21 protein-coding genes are annotated in these 22170 nt (G+C 42.2%); 8 read left to right on the plus strand and 13 right to left on the minus strand.

All coding sequences use genetic code 11. The features are described from left to right. Positions 1 to 14: 14 nt before the first annotated feature. The 6 genes from ACNURT_RS00595 to ACNURT_RS00620 all read right to left on the minus strand — a co-directional run bounded on the left by ACNURT_RS00595 (position 15) and on the right by ACNURT_RS00620 (position 5301). The gene (locus ACNURT_RS00595; protein ID WP_419700097.1) at positions 15 to 671 is read right to left on the minus strand and encodes a carotenoid biosynthesis protein; all 657 of its coding nucleotides are present in this window, start codon (positions 669 to 671) and stop codon (positions 15 to 17) included. Beyond that, a complete protein-coding gene (locus ACNURT_RS00600; RefSeq protein WP_419700098.1) occupies positions 668 to 1756 on the minus strand; it encodes a glycosyltransferase in 1089 nt (362 codons plus the stop codon). The genes ACNURT_RS00595 and ACNURT_RS00600 overlap by 4 nt, the downstream gene beginning before the upstream one ends. A 2-nt stretch (positions 1757 to 1758) precedes the next feature. Further along, positions 1759 to 2385 carry a 1-acyl-sn-glycerol-3-phosphate acyltransferase gene (locus ACNURT_RS00605; protein WP_419700099.1) on the minus strand — a complete coding sequence of 209 codons (627 nt, stop codon included), beginning with the start codon at positions 2383 to 2385 and terminating at the stop codon, positions 1759 to 1761. Positions 2386 to 2513: 128 nt separating this feature from the next. Then, positions 2514 to 3137 carry a lysophospholipid acyltransferase family protein gene (locus tag ACNURT_RS00610; RefSeq protein ID WP_419700100.1) on the minus strand — a complete coding sequence of 208 codons (624 nt, stop codon included), beginning with the start codon at positions 3135 to 3137 and terminating at the stop codon, positions 2514 to 2516. 3 nt (positions 3138 to 3140) lie between these two features. Further along, positions 3141 to 3950, minus strand: coding sequence for an alpha/beta fold hydrolase (locus tag ACNURT_RS00615; RefSeq protein WP_419700101.1), 810 nt, complete (start codon positions 3948 to 3950; stop codon positions 3141 to 3143). A 109-nt stretch (positions 3951 to 4059) separates the two neighbouring features. Beyond that, complete coding sequence (locus ACNURT_RS00620; RefSeq protein ID WP_419700102.1) at positions 4060 to 5301, minus strand: 3-deoxy-D-manno-octulosonic acid transferase; 1242 nt, start codon at positions 5299 to 5301, stop codon at positions 4060 to 4062. 173 nt (positions 5302 to 5474) lie between these two features. Between ACNURT_RS00620 and ACNURT_RS00625 the strand changes: the two genes are divergently transcribed. From ACNURT_RS00625 to ACNURT_RS00640, 4 genes are all read left to right on the plus strand, one after another. Further along, complete coding sequence (locus ACNURT_RS00625) at positions 5475 to 6461, plus strand: UDP-glucuronic acid decarboxylase family protein (RefSeq protein WP_419700103.1); 987 nt, start codon at positions 5475 to 5477, stop codon at positions 6459 to 6461. A 14-nt stretch (positions 6462 to 6475) separates the two neighbouring features. Continuing rightward, entirely contained in the window at positions 6476 to 7495 is a 1020-nt protein-coding gene (gene galE / locus ACNURT_RS00630; protein ID WP_370999109.1) for a UDP-glucose 4-epimerase GalE, read from the plus strand. A gap of 125 nt (positions 7496 to 7620) precedes the next feature. Next, entirely contained in the window at positions 7621 to 8673 is a 1053-nt protein-coding gene (gene rfbB / locus ACNURT_RS00635) for a dTDP-glucose 4,6-dehydratase (protein WP_419700104.1), read from the plus strand. 48 nt (positions 8674 to 8721) lie between these two features. Then, a complete protein-coding gene (locus ACNURT_RS00640; RefSeq protein ID WP_419700105.1) occupies positions 8722 to 9468 on the plus strand; it encodes a tyrosine-protein phosphatase in 747 nt (248 codons plus the stop codon). An 82-nt stretch (positions 9469 to 9550) separates the two neighbouring features. Here ACNURT_RS00640 and ACNURT_RS00645 read toward each other — a convergent pair whose 3' ends face one another. Next, the gene (locus ACNURT_RS00645) at positions 9551 to 10789 is read right to left on the minus strand and encodes an ABC transporter permease (protein WP_419700106.1); all 1239 of its coding nucleotides are present in this window, start codon (positions 10787 to 10789) and stop codon (positions 9551 to 9553) included. Between the two features lie 167 nt (positions 10790 to 10956). Further along, positions 10957 to 11304 carry a HesB/IscA family protein gene (locus ACNURT_RS00650; protein WP_166092793.1) on the minus strand — a complete coding sequence of 116 codons (348 nt, stop codon included), beginning with the start codon at positions 11302 to 11304 and terminating at the stop codon, positions 10957 to 10959. A gap of 91 nt (positions 11305 to 11395) precedes the next feature. On the opposite strand from ACNURT_RS00650, the gene ACNURT_RS00655 reads away from it, so the two are divergent. The 3 genes from ACNURT_RS00655 (at position 11396) to dnaA (ending at position 15337) form a co-directional block, all read left to right on the plus strand. Then, the gene (locus ACNURT_RS00655; protein WP_419700107.1) at positions 11396 to 11926 is read left to right on the plus strand and encodes a hypothetical protein; all 531 of its coding nucleotides are present in this window, start codon (positions 11396 to 11398) and stop codon (positions 11924 to 11926) included. A gap of 4 nt (positions 11927 to 11930) precedes the next feature. Then, positions 11931 to 13478 (plus strand): acyl-CoA mutase large subunit family protein, encoded by a 1548-nt coding sequence (locus ACNURT_RS00660; protein WP_419700108.1) that lies wholly within the window; start codon positions 11931 to 11933, stop codon positions 13476 to 13478. A gap of 434 nt (positions 13479 to 13912) precedes the next feature. Next, positions 13913 to 15337, plus strand: a complete 1425-nt coding sequence (gene dnaA / locus ACNURT_RS00665; RefSeq protein WP_076371801.1) for a chromosomal replication initiator protein DnaA — start codon at positions 13913 to 13915, stop codon at positions 15335 to 15337. 211 nt (positions 15338 to 15548) lie between these two features. Here dnaA and ACNURT_RS00670 read toward each other — a convergent pair whose 3' ends face one another. The 4 genes from ACNURT_RS00670 to recJ form a co-directional block, all read right to left on the minus strand. Then, entirely contained in the window at positions 15549 to 16079 is a 531-nt protein-coding gene (locus ACNURT_RS00670) for a transposase (protein ID WP_419700109.1), read from the minus strand. 174 nt (positions 16080 to 16253) lie between these two features. Next, a complete protein-coding gene (locus tag ACNURT_RS00675; RefSeq protein ID WP_419700110.1) occupies positions 16254 to 17777 on the minus strand; it encodes a GH3 auxin-responsive promoter family protein in 1524 nt (507 codons plus the stop codon). Positions 17778 to 17984: 207 nt separating this feature from the next. Continuing rightward, positions 17985 to 18725 carry an LPS export ABC transporter ATP-binding protein gene (gene lptB / locus ACNURT_RS00680; RefSeq protein WP_370998465.1) on the minus strand — a complete coding sequence of 247 codons (741 nt, stop codon included), beginning with the start codon at positions 18723 to 18725 and terminating at the stop codon, positions 17985 to 17987. Positions 18726 to 18817: 92 nt separating this feature from the next. Then, positions 18818 to 20515 carry a single-stranded-DNA-specific exonuclease RecJ gene (recJ, locus tag ACNURT_RS00685; RefSeq protein WP_419700111.1) on the minus strand — a complete coding sequence of 566 codons (1698 nt, stop codon included), beginning with the start codon at positions 20513 to 20515 and terminating at the stop codon, positions 18818 to 18820. A 132-nt stretch (positions 20516 to 20647) separates the two neighbouring features. On the opposite strand from recJ, the gene ACNURT_RS00690 reads away from it, so the two are divergent. Then, the gene (locus ACNURT_RS00690) at positions 20648 to 21415 is read left to right on the plus strand and encodes an MBL fold metallo-hydrolase (protein WP_419700112.1); all 768 of its coding nucleotides are present in this window, start codon (positions 20648 to 20650) and stop codon (positions 21413 to 21415) included. Here ACNURT_RS00690 and ACNURT_RS00695 read toward each other — a convergent pair. Continuing rightward, positions 21412 to 21810 carry a response regulator gene (locus ACNURT_RS00695; protein WP_370998462.1) on the minus strand — a complete coding sequence of 133 codons (399 nt, stop codon included), beginning with the start codon at positions 21808 to 21810 and terminating at the stop codon, positions 21412 to 21414. The genes ACNURT_RS00690 and ACNURT_RS00695 overlap by 4 nt on opposite strands. Positions 21811 to 22170: the final 360 nt, after the last annotated feature.

The following is a 22170-nucleotide window of genomic DNA, read 5'->3' on the forward strand; positions in this document are numbered from 1 at the left end:
GTCTTGTGCAGCCCTCAGTTCAGCAATTCCAAGCCCATAAAAAAGATAAACTGCATAATAAGCAACACAGAAGCTACTTTACTTTGCGGCTTAAACTTAAACTGATCAAAAACAAAAAGCAGCAATGCGCTTAACCCAAACCAGCAAACATAATTTTTTAGGGGGATATGGTTATCGATCCAATGCCAGTAATCAAAATGCATGGCCATAGGTTCTATCAGTATATCCAGCAGTACCAGGATAAGAGCGCCAGCTAAAATCCGAATAATGCGGCTCTTGATACGACTTCTTTGCAGCAGTACCCCGGTTGAGTAGGTGAGCAAAAACCAGTTTACACCGATCATGAGTGGCACACGGAATAGTTGGGTACCCAGCGTTTCGCCATAAGCATAGTTGCCAAACAGCCAACCTGTATGCACACCAATCAGCTCTGCCACAAAACCAATAACGAAGATGAGCAAGCCAAAAACAAAAAACCGGCTCCTTAACTGATCGTGGCTGTATATAATTACAACGGTCATCAACAGCAAATGCCAGGGCACCAGTTTTAAAAATAATATATCTGTTGCCGGCAATGAGCATCCTATTAAACCCACAGCATGAAATAATATAATGATGATAATAGATATGCGCTGTGGCCGCGAAGTGGCTTCTTTTAGTGAATTTTTCAAATCCGGCGCCCTTTCCATACCGTTGTTTTGGTGAGATATTTTTGTATGGATAGAACTGCTATAACAAGCATATTGAACATTTGTACAGGGTGCATAATAATATTGCTTACCGGGTTTTGATCTGATAAGAGCGAGATCATGATGCGGCTTAGGGCTATTAAACCCAGCATAAACAACAACAGGGGTAAATTCAGTGTCATGATCACGATCATCGGTCCACCGATGATGAGTATGATATAAATTAAAAAGCCGATGATGCTGTAATTAAAAGCAGCCAGAAAATTTTTACTAAAGCCCTTTATAGCCTCGTTATAACTTTTATACATGCGGCAGCTGATCATGCCGTTCGCCAGCAAGGCCTCGCCGTTATAGGCGTTGGCCTTAATTAAGCGCATGATCTCTACATCCTCCACCACTTTATTTTTTACCGCTTTGTGCCATTGGTGCTGGTGATATGTAGCGGCATCAAAAAGCATAAACTGCCCGCTTGCTGCGGCTACCGAAGCATTTTTCACCAGATATATGAGCCGTACAGGCAACAAGTTTAATAATATAAAGTGCATGAGCGGCACAACAGCCCTTTCGCCGGGGCTTTCCATTTGCTGGTTGGTGAACAGGCTTAATAGGCCTAACTGATGCAGGTGCATCCGGTGTACCGCGCTGTTGATCAAACCTTCTTTTACCTCTTCATCGGCATCAAGGAAAAGCAGATACTTGCCATCGGCTTGCTGAGCCAACTGATGGCAGGCGTAGTTTTTACCTATCCAGCCATCGGGCAATTTGCTCCCTTTGATTACCCGGAAACGCGAATGGTTTTCGGCGAAAGCTTCACAAACCGCATAAGTATTATCTGTTGACTCATCATCCAATATGATCACCTCATAATTTTGATACTCCTGCCGATGGATAGACTGTAGCAACAAAAGGATATTATCAGCCTCATTACGGGCCGGTATGAGGATAGATACTCTATCCGGATAGGCCTTAGCTACCCGGTGCAGTTTGGGATTGGATATAAAATTAAACAGGGTTACTGTAAAACGCAGAATAATAAAAAAGAAGGTTATTGATATGGCAATGATCACTTTTATATATCAAATTTAGTTTGAAGAAGTTTTGAATTGCTGTAATGTTGCTGATATGCTTCTTTTAATTCAACTATTGTTTTATCAGTAAAATTTTCGGTTTCGCTTTTTAAATAAACGGTAGCAGTTGGTCTTTTGTGTTTAAAGTATTGAATAAATATTGAAGAAAAAACCAGCTGGAACTTGCCAACCGCTTTTTGCATGATTCGCAATACGCCTTTATCAAAATGAACATCCTCCACATAATTGGAAAACAGTTTCCCCTGTGGGAAGATAAGTACCAGATTTTGCGGATCATTTAAAAGTTCAGCGGCATAATTAAGCGACTCAATAATATCTTTTGATTTTTTAGTGATAGAAAATGCCCCTACAAACTTTAAATAGTTGAGTTTATGAACCGTTTCTTTCTCCACCATTACATGATACTTTTTTTTCAGCAGTTTTTCATTTAAACAATACAAAATCAATCCATCCCAAAAACTAAAGTGGTTTGCTATCAGTAATATCGATTTGCTTTTATCCACTTCAATAACATTGAACAACATTTCATGAAAATGCCGACCTACGGCCCACTTCACATAGTAATGAATGACACGGTTAAAAAATATGTTCTTCTTGTTGTAGACCATTTTTTTGATTTCGGAATTCGGATGTCCGATTTTGGATTTATATATTTAAATGTACTCGGACTTTTGTTTAGTTCATGTTCAAAATCAAAATTAAATCCGAAATCGAACATCCGAAATCCTAAATTTAATCAGTGCTTCATATTGGCCTGTTTTTTTAAGGCCTGCTGATGAAAATTATTGACGCGTTGTTTCAACTCCTCAAACGGCACCTCGCTGGCAACACCACAGTCAAAATGATGTATATAGGCCCGTGGTTTCAGGCCCTCAAAATAATCAATCAATGTACATTGATAAACTACCTGGCAGGGACCTTTGATCTGTTTGATCAATCGCTCAATACCATTTTCTACATGAATATAGGTTTCATGATTGGAGTACAATGCCCCCTGCGGAAAAATAGTGACCAGGTTTTCCGGATTGTTCAACAGTCCGGCCGAATAGGTAAGCGACTCCAGCATTTCGCGCGAGCCTTTTTTCATAGAAAAAGCGCCCAGGTATTTAAAATACCAGTGCTTCAAAAAATGATCATGCTGCATCATGATATAAAGGCGGCGCTTTAAATTATTAAAGGCGGCATAGTTGGCAAAAAAACCATCCCACCAGCTAAAGTGATTAGTAAGCAGCAATATGGAATGCCCCGGGCGCGGCTCAAACGGCTGTATGTTGATCTCCTTAAAATTACGGCTCATCCACCAGCGCATAAAGCGGTAAAACATTCGGCTTAAAGTATCATTCTGGCGCGATGGCAACATAATTTATCGTACTAAATATTCGTCCAATGCCTTAATAACCAACCAATGACCCAGGGCCAGTTCGTGCACCTCGGCGTTATCCAGCTTTTCAATAAAAGGCATCGCTGCAGATTTGGGGAACAGTTTATCATCTTTACCAAATATCAGCTGGCAATTTATTTTATACTGATTGATCTGGGCGGCTATTTTTTCTACATCGGGTTTCAATAAACGGATCAAATTTAAGGTATAATAAGTATCCAGTCGTTTTTGTTCGGTATCAATTTCATTATAGGCTATCTGGTACAGGTTATGATCTATCAAACCTATCCGTTTTACAGTTTTTAGTACAAAGGGAGCCAGCCACTTGCTTTTGGTTACTCGCCGAAACAGGAACTTACCCATCGGGTTGTGCAGCAAAAAATGAAACCCTTTATATACCGACAGTCCATCCGGAGCCATTAATATCACATCATCAATTAAGTGAGCATACTCTTCCAAGAGTATCAGGGCCAGGTTGGCGCCAATGGAGTAACCCATCACCGAAAACCGCTGCTCGCCATAGGCTTTAAACCATTCCTCCATATATATACACACCATATTTTTGGGCATACCGGCGGTGATCTGCTCTTCTGTCCAGCCTTCCAGCTTACTACCCCCGTGAAAAAAATGATCGAATCCGTAAATATGGTATTTGGGCAGGATAGAGCGCTCGAGCACATGGAACTGCTTACCCGTCATGCCATAGCCATGAAAAGCCAGCAGCGGTTTTTCGCCGGTACCGTATTCATGAAAATGCGCTTTACCCAAACCGGGCAGATATAAAAACCCCATTATTTTTTGATGTGCAAATATGTAGATGTGCAAATGTGCAGATTATAATTATAGATGTGCAAATTCTATTAATTCATAAATTCCGGTTCAGACAAAAACATCTGCACATCTATAATCTGCACATCTGCACATCTATATGCTCCATGATCATTTGGGTAGCACCGGTATGCTCCTGTACATAACTATATATCTTTTTGCTGGTTGTGCTGTAAAAAGCTTCGTCGGTAATCAAAGTATCTACAATACCTTTTAGTTGTGTTTCATCGCTGATACTAAAACCTGCTTTCAGCGCTATCAGCTCCCGTGCTTCATTAAACTTTAAATAATGCGGGCCAAAAATAACAGGCAGGCCAAAAGCCGCGGCCTCGAGCGTATTATGGATACCGGCACCAAAACCACCACCAATATAAGCGATATCGCCATAGGCATATAAAGATGACAGCATACCGATGTTATCTATAACAAGAGATTTGAGATTTGAGATTTGAGATTTGAGATTCGATTGGGTATCTTTTAATTGAGAATATCTTATTGCCGAACCCTTTGGTAATAAGTTCATCAGGTTGTTTATTTTTTCCTCTCCAATTTCATGCGGGGCAAAAATAAATTTCCAGTCGGGGTATAGTACAGGCAGGGTGGCCAGTAGTTTTTCATCTTCGGGCCAGGTGCTGCCAGCTATAAAAAGCTTTTGCCCGTTCTTAAATTCACTTATTCCGGCTATCTCTTTTGGGTTTTGCGCATTGGCCCACACACGGTCAAAACGGGTATCACCGCTCAAGGTTACGTTGATAATTCCGAGGTTATTAAGCAGTTGTTTGGAACTTTCGTCCTGCAAAAAAAAATGCGTAACAAAGCTCAACATTTTACGGTGCAAACCGCCATACCATTTAAAAAACACTTGTCCGGGTCTGAATATACCAGAGACAATATATAACGGAATATTCTGCCTGTTCAGCTCTTTAAAATAATGATACCAGTACTCATACTTGGTAAATATGGCCATATCCGGCTTTATAGTGTCAATTAAATCATGGGCATTTTTTTTGGTATCCAAAAGCAGATAGTAAACGGCATTGGCAAGGGGGGTGTTCTTCCTGATCTCATAGCCCGATGGAGAAAAAAAAGTAACCACAATACTTTTGCCGGGATACTGCTCACGCATAGCTTCCAGAATTGGCCGACCCTGTTCAAATTCGCCAAGGGAGGCAAAATGGAACCAGATACTCCCGTTCAATGGCTGTATTTTTTGTTGCCGGCGCCCATTTACCCACAAGTTGGCTTTGGTGTTAAAAAACGAGGCGAACCATACAGCGAAGTAATATAATTTGATCCCAATGTTATATAAAAACATCAATTTAAGTATGAATGATTATCTTAGCCGGGCATAAAAGTAATAACAATAGTTTAATGTTCATTGGCTCACTGGTTCATTAGTTTATTGGTACCTGCCCTTATATCGATAGTCTGTTGCCGCGTTCACCAATGAACCGTGAACTAATGAACCAGTGAACTAAACAATAAAATATGTCAACTCGTAAACAGATATTAATAACCGGAGCAGCCGGCTTTCTGGGTTCGCACCTGTGCGACAGGTTCATCAAAGAAGACTACCATGTAATTGGCATGGATAACCTGATCACCGGCGATCTGCGTAATATTGAACACTTGTTTAAACTGGAGAATTTTGAGTTTTATAACCACGATGTATCCAAATTTGTACATGTTCCCGGCGAGCTGCATTACATACTGCACTTTGCTTCACCGGCAAGTCCTATTGATTATTTAAAGATCCCGATCCAGACCTTAAAGGTAGGTTCATTGGGTACACATAACCTGCTGGGGCTGGCCCGGGCCAAAGGTTCCCGGATGCTGATCGCTTCAACCTCTGAAGTTTATGGCGACCCGAACGTTAACCCCCAACCCGAAGAATATTGGGGTAATGTAAACCCGGTAGGTCCAAGAGGTGTTTATGACGAAGCCAAACGTTTCCAGGAAGCCATTACCATGGCTTATCATACTTTTCATGGCCTGGAGACCCGCATTGTGCGGATCTTTAATACCTATGGCCCCAGGATGCGCTTAAATGACGGGCGTGTATTACCCGCCTTTATTGGCCAGGCGCTAAGAGGCGAATCATTAACCATGTTTGGCGATGGTTCACAAACTCGATCATTTTGTTATGTAGACGACCTGGTTGAAGGCATTTACCGCCTGCTGCACAGTGATTACGCGCAACCGGTAAACATCGGTAACCCGGATGAGATCACCATTAAACAATTTGGTGAAGAGATCATCAAGCTAACCGGTACCGATCAAAAGCTCATCAGTCTGCCTTTACCGGTTGATGACCCTAAACAACGCCGGCCGGATATTACCAAGGCCAAATCTATTTTAGGATGGGAGCCCAAAGTATCCCGGAGCGAGGGCTTAAAGATCACCCTGGATTATTTTAAATCCTTGCCCGAAAAAGAAATAAACCACAAGGATTTTGCGTACTATAATAAACGTTAATATACATACTTAAAATGAAGATATTAGTAACCGGCGGTTTGGGTTTTATTGGATCGCATACCGTTGTTGAATTGGTAAATGCAGGTTATGAACCTGTTATTGTTGACGACCTATCAAACTCCGACCCTAAAATACTGGATCAGATAGCCCGGATAATAGGATATAAACCTGTTTTCCACAAGCTTGACCTGAGCGATGAACAAAGCGTAAAGGAACTGGCCGTTAACGAACCCGATATTGATGGCATTATTCATTTTGCCGCTTTTAAGGCAGTAGGCGAATCGGTACAAAAACCGCTTAAGTATTACCGTAATAATTTTTACTCCCTCATCAACTTACTGGAAGCTTATTACGGTAAACCACTAAATTTTGTTTTTTCATCAAGCTGTACCGTTTACGGGCAGCCGGATATACTGCCTGTTACCGAGAACGCGCCGGTAAAACCTGCAGAATCGCCTTATGGCAACACCAAGCAAATAGCCGAAGAGATATTGACCGACATGGTAGCCTCCGGCAGTAACTACAAAGTAATATCGTTAAGATATTTCAACCCGGTAGGCGCTCATGAAACCGCGCTTATAGGTGAATTACCTATTGGCGTACCCCAAAACCTGGTGCCTTTTATTACCCAAACCGCTATTGGTAAGCGTGAAAAACTAACCGTATTTGGCAACGATTATGATACTGCCGATGGCAGCTGTGTACGCGATTATATCCACGTAGTTGATTTGGCCAAAGCACATGTGGCAGCCTTGAAACTGGCCGAAAAGGAAAGCTTTACCGGGTATGATGTATTTAATATCGGTACCGGCAATGGCAGTACCGTATTAGAGGTGATACACGCGTTTGAACGTGCTACCGGTGTTAAATTAAATTACCAGATTGGCCCGCGCCGCCCGGGTGATGTAGAAAAAGTTTGGGGCGATGTAACCAAATCAACAAATAAGCTGGGCTGGAAGGCCGAACTGGGTATTGATACTATGATGCTGTCGGCCTGGGAATGGGAAAAATACATATCACAAAATCCGTTATAAAAACAAAACAAACACTAATTGCACGAATTTAATCGAATTTCGCCAATCAAATTGTCTGCTTAAAATGCGCCAATTAGTCAAATTCGATTAAATTCGTGCAATTAGTGTCCATTAATATTCTACCGATGAAAAAAATAATTATTACAGGTGGTGCAGGTTTTATAGGATCACATGTAGTGCGCCGTTTTGTAAAAAACTACCCCAATTATACCATTATCAATTTAGATAAACTGACTTATGCCGGTAACCTGGCTAACCTGGTTGATATTGAAAATGAACCCAATTACCGGTTTGTAAAAGGCGATATTGTTGACATAGCTTTTATTAACGAGTTATTTGCCGCCGAACAACCCGATGCAGTGATACACCTGGCTGCCGAATCGCATGTTGACCGCTCAATTGTTAGTCCGCTGGAGTTTGTGATGACCAATGTGGTGGGCACTGTTAACCTGCTTAACGCGGCCCGCGAAAACTGGAAAGGCCGCTACGACCAAACCCGCTTTTACCATGTTTCAACCGATGAGGTTTATGGTTCCCTGGGTGATGATGGTATGTTTACCGAAGAAACGGCATACGATCCGCATTCGCCTTATTCGGCATCAAAAGCCAGCTCAGATCACTTTGTACGCGCCTACCAGGATACTTATGGCATGAACACCGTACTATCCAATTGCTCTAACAACTATGGATCCTATCACTTTCCCGAAAAATTGATCCCTCTGGCCATTAATAATATTAAACAAAGTAAACCTGTACCGGTATACGGCAAAGGCGAAAACATACGCGACTGGCTTTGGGTAGAAGACCATGCCCGCGCCATCGACTTGATTTTCCATAAAGCAAAAGCCGGATCAACCTATAACATTGGCGGCCATAACGAATGGAAGAACATCGACCTGATCAATTTGTTATGTACCATACTCGATAAAAAACTGAACAGGCCTGAAGGAGAATCGGCCAAACTGATCACTTTTGTAACAGACAGGGCCGGTCACGATCTAAGATATGCCATAGATGCCTCCAAACTTAAAGATGAATTAGGATGGGTACCCGGAATAACCTTTGAAGAAGGATTGGAAAAAACTGTCGACTGGTACCTGGCTAATGAAGAGTGGTTGGAAAACGTTACATCGGGCCATTATCAGCAATATTATAGCGAACAGTATGCCAATCGCTAACCATACCGTACGCATAGTCACCAAAAAAATAATTAACTGCGCATAATTATGTTTGGGTTATTTAAGAAGAAACCGGAAAAAGAAAAGAGACATACGAACTTTAATTATGACTTGATCATGGTTGATATGCACTCGCATGTATTACCCGGAATTGATGATGGTGCTAAAACGCCGGAAGACTCCATTGTCCTGGTCCGTAAGATGATGGAGCTGGGGATAAAAAAAATTATTGCTACCCCGCATATTATGGTTGATTTTTACAGGAATACCCCCGAAACCATTAATAATGCGCTCCATATATTAAAAACCGAACTGGCAAAGGAAAACATTGATATACCCGTTGAAGCAGCAGCCGAGCACTATTTTGACGAAACCTTTGAAACCCGTGTTGAGGAACACAGACTGCTTACCATGGGCGATAATTATGCTTTATTTGAGTTCTCGTTCATTAATAAACCTCCTAATGCCATATCGGTTATTCAAAAAATGAACGACAGGGGCTATAAGCCAATCCTGGCTCACCCTGAAAGATATCCTTATATGGATCTGGAACAGTTTAAAAACCTGCATGACTGGGGCTGTAATTTTCAGCTGAATACAATTTCGCTAACCGGGTATTATGGCCGCGAATCAAAAAAATTGGCCGAAAGCCTGATAGATAATGAATTGATTGATTTCATATCAAGCGACATGCACCACCCTAAACACGCCGCTGCACTAAAGGATGCCCTGCATACTACTTACATTGAGAAACTACTCTTTGATTACCCGCTGAAAAATACTTTGCTGATGTAGGGAGAAGCAAGAAATAAGAGTCAAGAATCAAGATGTGAAAAATGGGTCTTAATTCTTGACTCTTATTTCTTGCTTCTTTTTTCTATTCGTATCTCAACGCCTCTACCGGATCAAGCCTGGATGCTTTTTTTGCCGGATAATAGCCCGATATCAAACCAATAAAGGTACATAACAGCACAGCAAAAAAGAGCCATGCCCATGGCACCACAAAAGTTCCGCTAATTTGAACAGCTATCAGGTTACCTATTGCCATTCCTAATAATATACCAACCGCTCCCCCTATAAGGCATATCACAATAGCTTCAATTAAAAATTGTTTGCGGATAACGGCAGGTGTTGCCCCGATAGCCTTGCGCACGCCTATTTCGCGGGTACGTTCGGTAACTGATACCAGCATAATGTTCATAAGCCCAATGGCCGCCCCAATCAGGGTTATAATACCTATGGCAAAACCCGCTATAGTAATACCCATTAACTGGCCTGAGAGTTCCTTTTGAATAGAATCGCTCCGCGTAATATCAAAATTAGTATCGTTGGCTATATTGAGCCCCCGGATATTCCGGAATAACGAGGTAGCCTCACCTATGGATGCATCAAGCGCGCCTGGACTGGCAACCTTGATAGTGATAGTATAGGATACGTTACGCGCCGTATCTATCTGCTTAGCTTTCAATATCGGTATAATACAGAATTTATCGCCCCCAAATGAACTGGAGCCTTTTGATGCAATTACGCCAACTACACGGTACTTATTATTGCCTATAAAAAGCGACTTATTAATAGGATCTTCCTTTTTAAAAAGTTTTGATTTGATCTCATCCCCAATAAGCACCACATTAGCTCCATGCTCCAGTTCGGATGATGAGAAATTACGACCAAAGGATAGTTTTTTGCCAGCAGTGATCAGATAATTTTCATTGGATCCTGAAATAGAAATATTAGGGTTTGTTTTTTGATTGCCATACTTAGCCACTGCCGTACCGGTAACATCCAGATTTATGGCGGTTAAAACCGGTAATTTAAACGTCTTTTTAAAGCGTTCGGCCTGGTCGTAAGTAACTGCCGGGTATGCTTTATGGTTCCCGCCATTGCCAAAGTTTAGTCCCTGGCCGCGATTTTGGATGGTGAATGAATTAGCACCCAGATCGGCAAAAGCATCATTGGTAAACTGCCGTATCCCCTCAATAGCGGTTAAAATACCTACCAGGGCCATAATACCTATAGCTATAATTAACGAGGTTAATGAGGTACGCAGCCTGTTGCCGGCTATAGATTGTAATGCAATAGAGACATTTTCTTTGTAGGACGTTTTTACCGGCATGGTATAAAAATAAAAAAACTTTGCGGTTTGACTGTGCACCGCATCATTTTGTTACAGCAAACTCAACCGTTATAAAATAAAATCGCGTTTTAATATTAAGTAAAAAGCTATAAACACAAAGGGCAGCCCATAGGCTGCCCTTCTATATAATATCTTAAAACTGTAGTTTATACCGAAAACGAAGTACCACAGCCACAGGTGCTGGCGGCATTGGGGTTATTAAAGGTAAATCCGCGGGCATTTAAACCGTCCTGGAAATCAATTTGCATACCAGCCAGGTACAAGCCATGGGCTTTATGCATAAATACTCTTATACCATCAATATCATATTCCTGGTCGCCATCCTTTTTCTGATCAAAGCCCAGCACATAGTTCATGCCCGAGCAGCCACCACCTTCAACACCAACACGCAGGCCAAAATCGTCGCCTATCTCTTGCTGATCTTTCAATTTAAAAAGTTCTTTAACGGCTCCCGGAGTAAAGGTTACCGGTGCAATTTCAACAGCAGTACTCATCTTATTTTTATTTAACTATACAAATATAATGTAAAATGTAGATTTTTGTTGCAACCGGTATTTTATGACCTCAGTTTAACATTTTATAAACATGCAAACACTACCCTATTTACTTGATATTTTAAAATATACCGTTGCCGGCATTGGGGTAGTGTGGGTGGCGTTGTACTTATTTAAACCTTATCTGGATAAAGCAGAACAAATACAGGTGCTTGAATTAAAAAGGGCCGTTAGCAGCCAAACGCTGCCTTTGCGTTTGCAGGCATACGAGCGTGTCATTTTATTTATTGAAAGGATTAACCCTGCCAGCATGCTTATCCGCCTTAATGCTTCTGGCCTGTCGGCGGCCGAATTACATATGATGGTTGTTACTGAGATCAGGAATGAATTTCAGCATAATGTTACGCAACAGATTTATGTGAGCGTACGCGTATGGAATGTGGTGAAAAGGGTAAAAGACGACACCCTGACCCTGATGAACAATACCATGAAGACCCTGCCTGCAGATGCTTCGGGTACCGAGATGAGTAAAACCATATTGATCCATTTAAGTAAGCAGGAGCAGGATCCGTATGAAATAGCCACCGGCCTGGTACGGCAGGATATAGAAGAATTATTTTAACCTCATGGCCGAAAAAAAGTTCACCACCACATCGGGTATCGAAATTAAGGAAGTTTATACCCAGCCATCCACAATGGATGAACTGCCTGGTGAGTTTCCGTTCACCCGCGGCATACAAAAAGACATGTACCGGGGCAAGGCCTGGACTATGCGCCAATACGCGGGCTTCTCCACTGCCGAAGAATCAAACAAACGATACCACTACCTGCTGAGTCAGGGTACAACCGGGCTTTCCGTAGCATTTGACCTGCCCACCCAAATCGGGTACGACTCCGATCATGAACTTGCTGAGGGCGAAGTGGGTAAGGTAGGCGTAGCTATTGATTCTTTAAAAGACATTGAGATCCTGTTTAATGGTATAACCCTCAAGGATATTACCACCTCCATGACCATCAACGCCACGGCACCCATTTTACTGGCCATGTACATAGCCCTGGCTAAAAAACAGGGAGCCGACCTAAAGCAGATCTCCGGAACCATACAAAACGATGTATTAAAGGAATACGCCGCACGCGGCACCTATATATATCCGCCCGCGCCATCTATGCGGCTCATTACCGATGTATTTGAATATTGCAGCAGGGAAGTCCCTAAGTGGAACACCATATCTATATCCGGCTATCACATCCGCGAAGCCGGTTCAACTGCTGTGCAGGAGCTGGCCTTTACCCTGGCTAATGGCAAAGCCTATTTAAAAGCAGCCCTGGACAAGGGATTAGATATTAATGTATTTGCCAAACGTTTATCTTTCTTTTTTAATTGCCACAATAATTTTTTTGAGGAGATAGCCAAGTTCAGAGCAGCCCGCCGCATGTGGGCACATATCACCAAACAACTGGGCGCCACAGATGCCGGCGCACAAAAGTTACGCTTCCACACCCAAACAGGCGGATCCACCTTAACCGCGCAGCAACCCTTGAATAATATTATTAGAGTTAGCAACCAGGCTTTGGCTGCGGTATTGGGCGGCACCCAATCCTTACATACTAATGGATACGATGAGGCCCTATCCTTACCTACAGAAGCTGCGGCCAAAATAGCGTTGCGTACCCAGCAGATCATTGCTTTTGAAAGCGGTGTTACCGATACGGTCGACCCATTGGCTGGCTCTTATTTTATAGAGGCACTGACCAACGAAATAGAAGCCGCTGCACAATTATACATTGACAAGATAGATGCTATGGGCGGCGCTGTAAAGGCTATTGAGCAGGATTACATCCAGCAGGAGATAGCGGCATCGGCCTACCAGTATCAAAACGATATTGAAAGCGGCGAAAAGGTATTAGTAGGTGTAAACCGCTTTACCCAGCAGGAGGCGGCCGAGCTGAATATTTTCAGGGTGGATGACAGTATCCGTAAGATGCAAACGGAAAAATTATCAACATTAAAAAGCAGCAGGGACAATCAGGCGGTAGCTACCAGTTTACAGGAATTGAAGGAAGCGGCCCTGGGCAGGGGAAATTTAATGCCCTTTATCCTCACTGCTGTAGAGTGTTATGCCACACTCGGGGAAATTGCTGACACACTGCGTCACGTTTTTGGCGAATATTAACACAATGTGTAAATTTTTACAGACACACGATATAGCCTAATGTTGATAAATAAATCCTGTACCCTATTTTATTTAGCAGTATACCAGAACATTATTTTTTAACTGTAGCGTTAATGTTAAATTGGCTCAACTATTGTGGCGTGCAACCGTATAAAAAATAATTATCCCCCTGGTAATTATCCTGATTTTTTATTAAATTAATCGGTTCATATTAATTGGGACTAACGGAAATATAATTGCAATTTTTGCTGTTAAAATCAATATTTAATGAGTTTTTTTCATTAAAAAGCTGATTATCATGCCAGAAATTTATTTGCCAAAAAAGTGAAAATTTAATTTTTTTATAAGCTTTTTTTGGCAATATTCGATGTTCCGTAGCAGGCCCAAAAATTGTTTCGCTGGGGGTTGGAAATCAATATATTACTATTATCTATATGGAAAAAACCTGTACTACTGTTTGGAATAGCTGCCTCCAGATCATCAAAGATAACATACCAGCACAAAGCTTTAAAACTTGGTTTGAGCCAATAAAAGCTTTACGCATGGAAGGAAGCGTTCTGACGATACAGGTACCAAGTTTATTCTTTTACGAGTGGCTCGAGGAGCACTATGTAGGTTTACTGCGCAAAACAATCAAAAAACAATTAGGCGACGAAGGGCGTTTAGAGTATAATATAGTTGTTGAGCAATCATCAAGTAAACCATACACCACTAATATGCCTTCGAACGGAAATGGTGCCGAGTCCAAAAATCAATCAATGCCGATCCCAATCTCGATCAATAAGGACATTAAAAACCCTTTTGTGATCCCTGGTTTGAAAAAATTAAATGTTGATCCGCAGCTAAACAGGAATTACACCTTTGAAAACTTTGTTGAAGGTGATTGCAACCGTTTAGCCCGCTCTGCCGGTTATGCCGTTGCTGCAAAACCAGGTGGTACTTCTTTTAATCCTTTAATGATATATGGCGGTGTTGGTTTAGGTAAAACCCACCTGGCCCAGGCCATTGGTAACGAAATAAAGCGCTCATTGCCCGATAAACTGGTACTTTATGTATCGTGCGAAAAATTTACCCAACAATTTGTTGACGCGCTTAAACACAATAACATTAACGATTTTGTGAACTTTTACCAGGCTATTGATGTACTGATCATGGATGATGTACACAACTTTGCGGGTAAAGAAAAAACACAGGATTTCTTCTTTCACATCTTTAACCATTTACATCAATCGGGCAAGCAGCTGATCATTACATCAGATAAAGCACCTAAGGACCTTGCAGGTTTAGAGGAGCGTTTGCTTTCACGGTTTAAATGGGGCCTATCTGCAGATCTGCAGATCCCTGATCTGGAAACCCGTATGGCTATCCTCAAAAACAAGATCTATCAGGATGGCATTGAGCTTTCAAATGATGTAATTGAGTATGTTGCCCACAACATTGATAACAATGTGCGTGAGCTGGAAGGCGCTATGGTATCCCTGCTGGCACAGTCAACGCTGAACCGCAAGGAGATCGACCTGAACCTGGCTAAGCAAATGCTCAAGAACTTTGTAAAAAACTCATCTAAAGAAATTTCGATGGAGTATATTCAAAGCCTGGTTTGTGAATATTTTGAAGTGCCTATTGAAATGGTAAAATCACAAACCCGCAAACGCGAAATTGTACAGGCCCGTCAAATATCCATGTACCTGGCCAAAGCTCACACCAAAAGTTCATTAAAATCAATCGGTCACTTCTTTGGCGGCCGCGACCACTCTACCGTAATATACGCCTGCCAAACCGTTGAGGACCTTATTGATACCGATAAGAAATTTAAAGGTTATGTTGCCGACATTCAAAAGAAGCTTAAAATGTCGTAACTGACCTATTATCATATTACTATGGGCCCTGCATATTATTTATGCAGGGCTTTTTTTATGTTGGTTGCTTTTTGATATCGGCCGGAGGCCGGGTAATAGTTTCCACTCGGCTGGAGCCGAGCGGCGGCAAGTGGAATATAAAAAAAGCTTAGCAGTCGCTCGGCTCCAGCCGAGTGACGACTATCTCCCGGCCTCTGGCCGACGAAGACATTCAACTTTCATCAACCTTAAAAATAGAATCAGGATTAGCACTGCTGTATACAAAAGCTATTTGATCATTCACAGTCATCGACTGTACCGGGTTATTATGAATATATTCAACCTTTTGATCAAACACATTCGCGGTGATTAGTTCCGTGGGATGGTTTGTTTTCTGCCAAAACTGATAATCTTTGTTTTGTAAGGAGCTATTGGCAAAATACCTGAACAAATACAGCAGCCACTCCTTCCTGCTTTCGCCCAGATCGTTACTAATCATCTCAATCAATCTTTTAGCAGTATAGCTTTTAAGATCACGGAGAATTTGGGGAAGCTTGGTCTCGTCACAACTTATTATCAAATGAACATGGCTACTCATGATACAATAAGCATATACTTTTAAGCCTTTGTTTATACGGCAAAATTCCAGGTTCTTTAAAAACTCTTCGCAATATTCACTTCTGGTAAATACATCTATCCAGCCAACTACTGTAAGCGTAATAAAAAATGGCCGGTCGGTATTGGCTTTGCGGAGTTCGGACATTTTGGTTAATTCTACATCGGCCGGAGGCCGGGTAATAGTGGTCACTCGGCTGGAGCCGAGCGACGGCTGTTGTTTTTTATTATTTTATTTCTCGTTTACCTCTCCAACCTCATACTTGCAGTCGCTCGGCTCCAACCGAGTGACGATTATCTCCCGGCCTCCGGCCGACGAAATCTAACTCCCCACCGGTTCCATTATTTTCAAAATGGCATCGATGTATTCGCGGTTATTGGCCAGGCGGGGTACTTTATGCTGACCGCCCAGTTTACCTTTTTCTTTCATCCAATTGAAAAAAGTGCCTTCGGGGGCGCGACGCACGATGGGGCGGCGCAGGGCCATATCTTTAAAACGTTTGGCATCATAGTCTGAATTGATACGCCGCAGGGTTTCGTCAAGCAGGTCCACAAAACGTTCAAATTCGGCGGGTTTCTTTTCAAACTCAATGATCCATTCATGTGCGCCACAATCATTACCATTAAAGTAAACGGGCGCTGCGGTGTATTCCCTGATAATGGCGCCGGTTTGGCGGCAGGCCTCTTCCAGGGCTCGCTCGGCGTTGTCAATGATCACCTCTTCGCCAAAGGCATTGATGTAATGTTTCGTTCGCCCGGTTACCTGAATACGGAATGGCGACAGCGACGAAAATTTAATGGTATCGCCGATCATATAGCGCCATAAGCCGGCGTTGGTGGTGATAATGAGGGCATAATTCTTATCCAGTTCCACCTCATCAAGTGTAAGGGTTTTAGGGTTTTCGTCGTGCAGGTTTTCCACGGGCAAAAACTCGTAGAATATACCATAATCCAGCATCAACAGCATGTCGCCAGGCTCTTTGGTATCCTGGATTCCAAAGAAGCCTTCTGAGGCATTATAGTTCTCCAGGTAATACATGTCATCGCTCGGGATCAACGTTTTAAATTGCTCGCGATAGGGAGTAAAATTAACCGCGCCATGAAAGTACATTTCCAGGTTGGGCCATACCTCAAGCAGGTTTTTTTTACCGGTAATTTCCAGTATGCGTTTAAACAACACCAAATTCCAGGTTGGTACTCCGCTGATGCTGGTCACGTTTACATCTTTGGTAGCCTGCGCTATCTTTTCAATTTTTTCCTCAAAGTTCTCCAGCAGGGCTATATCCAGATCGGGGGTGCGGTGAAATTCGGCCCAAAGGGGCAGATTTTTCATGATCACCGCCGAAAGATCGCCAAAAGAAGTATCTGCACTCAGCTGACTCATCTGGTGACTGCCGCCAAGCGTCAGTATCTTCCCAGTAAACATCCGGGCATTGGGCTGATTATTAAAATAAATGGTGAGCAGATCCTTACCACCTTTAAAATGACATTCTTCCAGGGCCTCTTCACTCACGGGGATGAATTTGCTCCTGTCGTTAGTTGTACCTGATGATTTGGCAAACCAACGAATCTCTGAGGGCCACAGTACATTTTTTTCGCCCATAAGCATCCGCTCAATATAGGGCTTTAGCGTATCATAGCTCTGTATAGGCACCCGTTCTTTAAACTGATTGAGGTTCTCGATGCTTTTATATTGGTATTTGCGCCCCCATTCGGTGCTTTCGGCGCCGGATATCAGTTGCTCAAACCACTCCTCCTGCACCTCATTGGGGTACTTCATAAAAAGCTCTATCTGATGGATCCGCTTTTTCATGAACCAGGTAAATACAGAGTTAAAGATTGTCATAGTGTAGCAGAGTCAAGAAATTAGAATCAAGAGTCAAGATAGGAAAAAATACAATTAATCGTAAAAAGCCTATCCATTGGTTTTATGAATAAGGATTTTTGGAGCAAAGACATTAAACAGATAGAAGCTAAGTTTTTAAATACAGGACAAATGAATCCATATTCTCAAAATCCTTGCTCCTTGTTCCAACAATCGTTGCTCCCCAAATTATTGCGGAAATACTTTTCTTTTCAAAACAAAATTCGATCCCAGGTACACCTTACGCACCATTTCATTTTCGGCCAGTACCTCCGGAACGCCCGATTCCAGTATCTTGCCTTCAAAAAGCAGGTAAGCCCGATCGGTGATGGATAATGTTTCCTGTACGTTGTGGTCGGTGATCAGGATACCGATGTTTCGGTGCCTTAATTTAGCCACCATAGCCTGGATCTCCTCTACCGCTATCGGATCCACACCGGCAAAGGGCTCATCCAGTAAAATAAAGTTGGGTTCGGCAGCCAGAGCACGGGCAATTTCGGTACGTCGGCGTTCGCCACCCGATAGCAGATCGCCCCGGTTCTTGCGGACTTTGTGCAAACTAAATTCGTCAATGAGCTCTTCCAGTTTTTCGCGTTGCCTTTCTTTGGTCATCTTGCCCATTTCCAGCACCGCTTTGATATTATCCTCTACAGAAAGTTTGCGGAATACTGAAGCTTCCTGGGCCAGGTAACCTATACCCTTTTGCGCCCGGCGATACATTGGGTCCTGGGTAATGTTTTGATCATCCAGGTGAATAAGGCCTTCATTTGGTTTTATTAGTCCTACGATCATATAAAATGAGGTGGTTTTTCCGGCGCCATTCGGCCCAAGCAAACCTACTATCTCGCCCTGTGATACCTCAAACGATACATCGTTAACAACCGTGCGTTGCTTATATTTCTTTACTAAATGGTCTGCTCTTAATATCATTCTAAGTCTTGAGTTCTGAGTCTTAAGTTTTAAGTCTTAAATTCTGAGTTATGCTCTCCTGACTTGAGACTCAGAACTCCCGACTTTAAGACTTAAAACCTTATTCCTTTTATATTCAATTGTATAGTGCGCCTTTCGCGCCATACGTTTTCTTCAATGCTGTAGCAAATGTCAAACGGCATACCCGGCTTTAATTGCGGCAGGTATTCGCCATGGTTAAAGGCGATACAATCAAACGCTGCCGAGCCTTCCTGCATTACCGACATTTTAATATGGGCAGCGCCTACTAAAGCCGCATTGCCACTAACATACACATTTTTACTGATGAAAACCGGCGACATATTCTCGGGTCCGAACGGTGCAAATTGGTTCAGGATCCGGAAGAATTTCGGTTCTATCTGGCTTAAACGTAATTCGGCGTCAATTTGTATCTGTTGTATTAATTGTTCCGGCGCTATGGTGGCGCTTACCACCTCTTCAAAGCGTGCTTTAAAAGCTTCTACGTTTTCGGGCTCCATGGTTAGGCCTGCGGCATACTTGTGACCGCCAAACTGAATGAGCAGATCTTTACACTCGCAAAGCGCTTCATAAAGATCATATCCTAATACCGACCGGGCCGAACCTGCCACATGTCCGTTGGAACGGGTAAGCACAATGGTTGGCCGGTAATATTTTTCGGTGAGGCGCGAGGCTACAATACCGATCACCCCTTTATGCCAATGCTCATTAAAAACCACGGTTGATTTACGACCGATCAGTTCCTCGTCATTATCAATCATATTTAAAGCCTCGCCGGTAATATCCAAATCGTGCCCTTTACGTTCGGCATTATGGGTATTGATCATCATGCCTTTTTCGCGGGCCAGTTTTTCGTCGCAGGCAATCAGCAGTTCAACGGCGTGTTTGGCATCATCTATCCTGCCGGCGGCGTTAATACGGGGGCCCAGCAAAAACACTACGTCTGATATGGTCAGACTTCCTGTTCTGCCGGCAATCTCTACCAGGATTTTTACGCCCATGCACGGATCACTATTGATCTTTTGCAGACCAAAATGGGCCAGCGTGCGGTTTTCGCCGGTGATGTGTACAATATCGCAGGAGATGCTGATAGCTACCAGGTCCAGATAATGGGCTACTTCCTCAAAGGGAATATCATGTGTTTCGGCATAAGCCTGTATCAGCTTAAAACCAATACCACAGCCCGAAAGTTCCTTGTATGGGTATTCACAATCATTGCGTTTGGGATCAAGTATCGCAACGGCCGCGGGTAACTCAGCGCCTGGAAGATGGTGATCACAGATAATAAAATCAACACCACGGGTGTTTGCATAATCAATTTTATCAACCGATTTAATGCCGCAGTCTAACGCTATAATAAGTGTAAAACCATTATCGGCGGCATAATCGATACCTTGGGTTGATATCCCATAACCTTCTTTATATCTATCGGGGATATAATATTCCAGGTTTTCATAGCGCTCTTTAAAAAAACTATAAACCGTAGCAACCGCAGTGGTACCATCCACATCATAATCACCGAAGATCAATATTTTTTCGCCGGCTGCTATGGCATCTTCAATACGTTCAATAGCCTTTTCCATATCCTTCATCAGGAATGGATCATGCAGGTGCAAAATGTCGGGCCTGAAAAAGTAACGGGCCTCATCAAATGTGCTTATCCCCCTGTTAACCAGCAGGGTACTTAAAACGGCATCAATATTCAGGTCGGCGGCTAATTTTTTGACTACTTCATGATCAGCATTTTCCCTTACCGTCCAGCGTTTATTCATACATTTGCAAATAAAAACAGTAAAGATAACTATAGTTAGTATCAAGTAGCGAGTATCAAGTATCAAGATTTTTGAATACTTGCAAAAGATTTTTGTCGTGCTACTTGATACTCGCTACTTGATACTAAAAAAATGGAAATTTTCGCGTTAGGTGAGGGCTCTTATTCGGTTGATGCAAGTAAGAAATTTATTCCGTTTGATCCGCAAACTGACAATCCGAAAGATCGCCCCGCATCCTTATTTATCCACGTAAACCCGTTTCTGATCAAGACTGACCATGATCTTATCGTACTGGATACTGGCCTTGGTTTTAAAGATACACGGGATGAGTTACTGCTCCATCAAAATATACGCAATGCCGGTTTTGATCCGGAGGATGTTACCCTGGTACTGATGTCGCACCTGCACTATGATCACTCCGGCGGTTTGGTTGTGGAGCGGAACGGCAAACTGGAGCCCAGCTTTCCGCAAGCAAAGCATGTGATTCAACGACAGGAATGGGAAACCGGTTTAGCGGGTAAAACCTCATCCTATCATAAAGAAATATTTGAAGCGCTTCAGGGAGTCAACATTACGTTCGTGGAGGGCAGTGGAGAATTACAGCCTGGTATCAGGTATGAACATTCAGGAGGGCACTGCCCCTATCACCAGGTATTCTGGATTGAACTGGAAGGCAGGAAAGTGTTTTTTGGAGGTGATGAGCTACCTGAACCCGAACAGCTGATCAGAAAGTTTATTGCAAAATACGATATGGACGGCCGTAAGGCAATGCAATTACGCGAAGAATATGGAAAAAAGGCAGCCACTGAAGGATGGATCTGCCTTTTTTATCATGCTAAATCTTTTGCTATAGGCAAGGTAACGCGTAATGACGAGCATTTTAAAGTTGAACCTGCTTAATTGTGGGCATTTACCTCAAAAAGTTCTTTTATTTTTTCGACATTAAGGGGCTTTGATATAAAATCTTTTACCAGCGGATATGATTTAGCTTTGTTAATATCGTTACTAAACACCGATGATGAAATGATATAGATTTTGCTTTTACCCTGAGGGTCGATGTTCAGACGCTTATACTCATCTAAAAATTCCCAGCCATTCATAATAGGCATGTTGATGTCCAGCAAAATATAATCGGGCATTTTAGCCGGATCTTTCCGCTGTATATCGGTTAACTGTTCAATGGCAAACTTTCCATTTAAACACGCCATGATTTCGGTATTCAGCAACGCTTTTTTTATTAACTTAATGGAGATGAAATTATTGATCTCATCATCATCAATTAATAATACACTCACAGGTTTATCATTAATGGTCATAAGGCATTTAAAATAGATGTGCTTTTTATAGATGTATTTATACGCTACGTGAAATTAAAAAGTTATATTCCTTCAAGTTGTTAAGTCTGGTATTGTTTTAACCGGGTGTATTAATAACCGCAAAGTGGTATATTTATTTTAAACCTTCCGGCTTTTTCCAGTAAAAATACCAGATTAAAGTGTATTGAATTTTCCAGATTGCGTTTCAGCAAATTTCTTCTCAAACAATAAAAATACCCCTAAAAAAGCTAAAAACCAATAATTAAAACACGAAAACCGCATTTTAATTATCCAATATAACAGCTATTGGTGTATTGAAAGTTTTAAATAAACACAAAT

This window comes from Mucilaginibacter sp. NFX135, assembly GCF_048565145.1.
Lineage (GTDB): Bacteria > Bacteroidota > Bacteroidia > Sphingobacteriales > Sphingobacteriaceae > Mucilaginibacter.

What these genes read in the sequence shown, in the direction of transcription:
- ACNURT_RS00605 (WP_419700099.1), bottom strand. Translation starts at nt 2,385, where the DNA reads ATGGTCTACAACAAGAAGAACATATTTTTTAACCGTGTCATTCATTAC.
- ACNURT_RS00610 (WP_419700100.1), bottom strand. Translation starts at nt 3,137, where the DNA reads ATGTTGCCATCGCGCCAGAATGATACTTTAAGCCGAATGTTTTACCGC.
- ACNURT_RS00615 (WP_419700101.1), bottom strand. Translation starts at nt 3,950, where the DNA reads ATGGGGTTTTTATATCTGCCCGGTTTGGGTAAAGCGCATTTTCATGAA.
- ACNURT_RS00620 (WP_419700102.1), bottom strand. Translation starts at nt 5,301, where the DNA reads ATGTTTTTATATAACATTGGGATCAAATTATATTACTTCGCTGTATGG.
- ACNURT_RS00625 (WP_419700103.1), top strand. Translation starts at nt 5,475, where the DNA reads ATGTCAACTCGTAAACAGATATTAATAACCGGAGCAGCCGGCTTTCTG.
- galE (WP_370999109.1), top strand. Translation starts at nt 6,476, where the DNA reads ATGAAGATATTAGTAACCGGCGGTTTGGGTTTTATTGGATCGCATACC.
- rfbB (WP_419700104.1), top strand. Translation starts at nt 7,621, where the DNA reads ATGAAAAAAATAATTATTACAGGTGGTGCAGGTTTTATAGGATCACAT.
- ACNURT_RS00640 (WP_419700105.1), top strand. Translation starts at nt 8,722, where the DNA reads ATGTTTGGGTTATTTAAGAAGAAACCGGAAAAAGAAAAGAGACATACG.
- ACNURT_RS00645 (WP_419700106.1), bottom strand. Translation starts at nt 10,789, where the DNA reads ATGCCGGTAAAAACGTCCTACAAAGAAAATGTCTCTATTGCATTACAA.
- ACNURT_RS00650 (WP_166092793.1), bottom strand. Translation starts at nt 11,304, where the DNA reads ATGAGTACTGCTGTTGAAATTGCACCGGTAACCTTTACTCCGGGAGCC.
- ACNURT_RS00655 (WP_419700107.1), top strand. Translation starts at nt 11,396, where the DNA reads ATGCAAACACTACCCTATTTACTTGATATTTTAAAATATACCGTTGCC.
- ACNURT_RS00660 (WP_419700108.1), top strand. Translation starts at nt 11,931, where the DNA reads ATGGCCGAAAAAAAGTTCACCACCACATCGGGTATCGAAATTAAGGAA.
- dnaA (WP_076371801.1), top strand. Translation starts at nt 13,913, where the DNA reads ATGGAAAAAACCTGTACTACTGTTTGGAATAGCTGCCTCCAGATCATC.
- ACNURT_RS00670 (WP_419700109.1), bottom strand. Translation starts at nt 16,079, where the DNA reads ATGTCCGAACTCCGCAAAGCCAATACCGACCGGCCATTTTTTATTACG.
- ACNURT_RS00675 (WP_419700110.1), bottom strand. Translation starts at nt 17,777, where the DNA reads ATGACAATCTTTAACTCTGTATTTACCTGGTTCATGAAAAAGCGGATC.
- lptB (WP_370998465.1), bottom strand. Translation starts at nt 18,725, where the DNA reads ATGATATTAAGAGCAGACCATTTAGTAAAGAAATATAAGCAACGCACG.
- recJ (WP_419700111.1), bottom strand. Translation starts at nt 20,515, where the DNA reads ATGAATAAACGCTGGACGGTAAGGGAAAATGCTGATCATGAAGTAGTC.
- ACNURT_RS00690 (WP_419700112.1), top strand. Translation starts at nt 20,648, where the DNA reads ATGGAAATTTTCGCGTTAGGTGAGGGCTCTTATTCGGTTGATGCAAGT.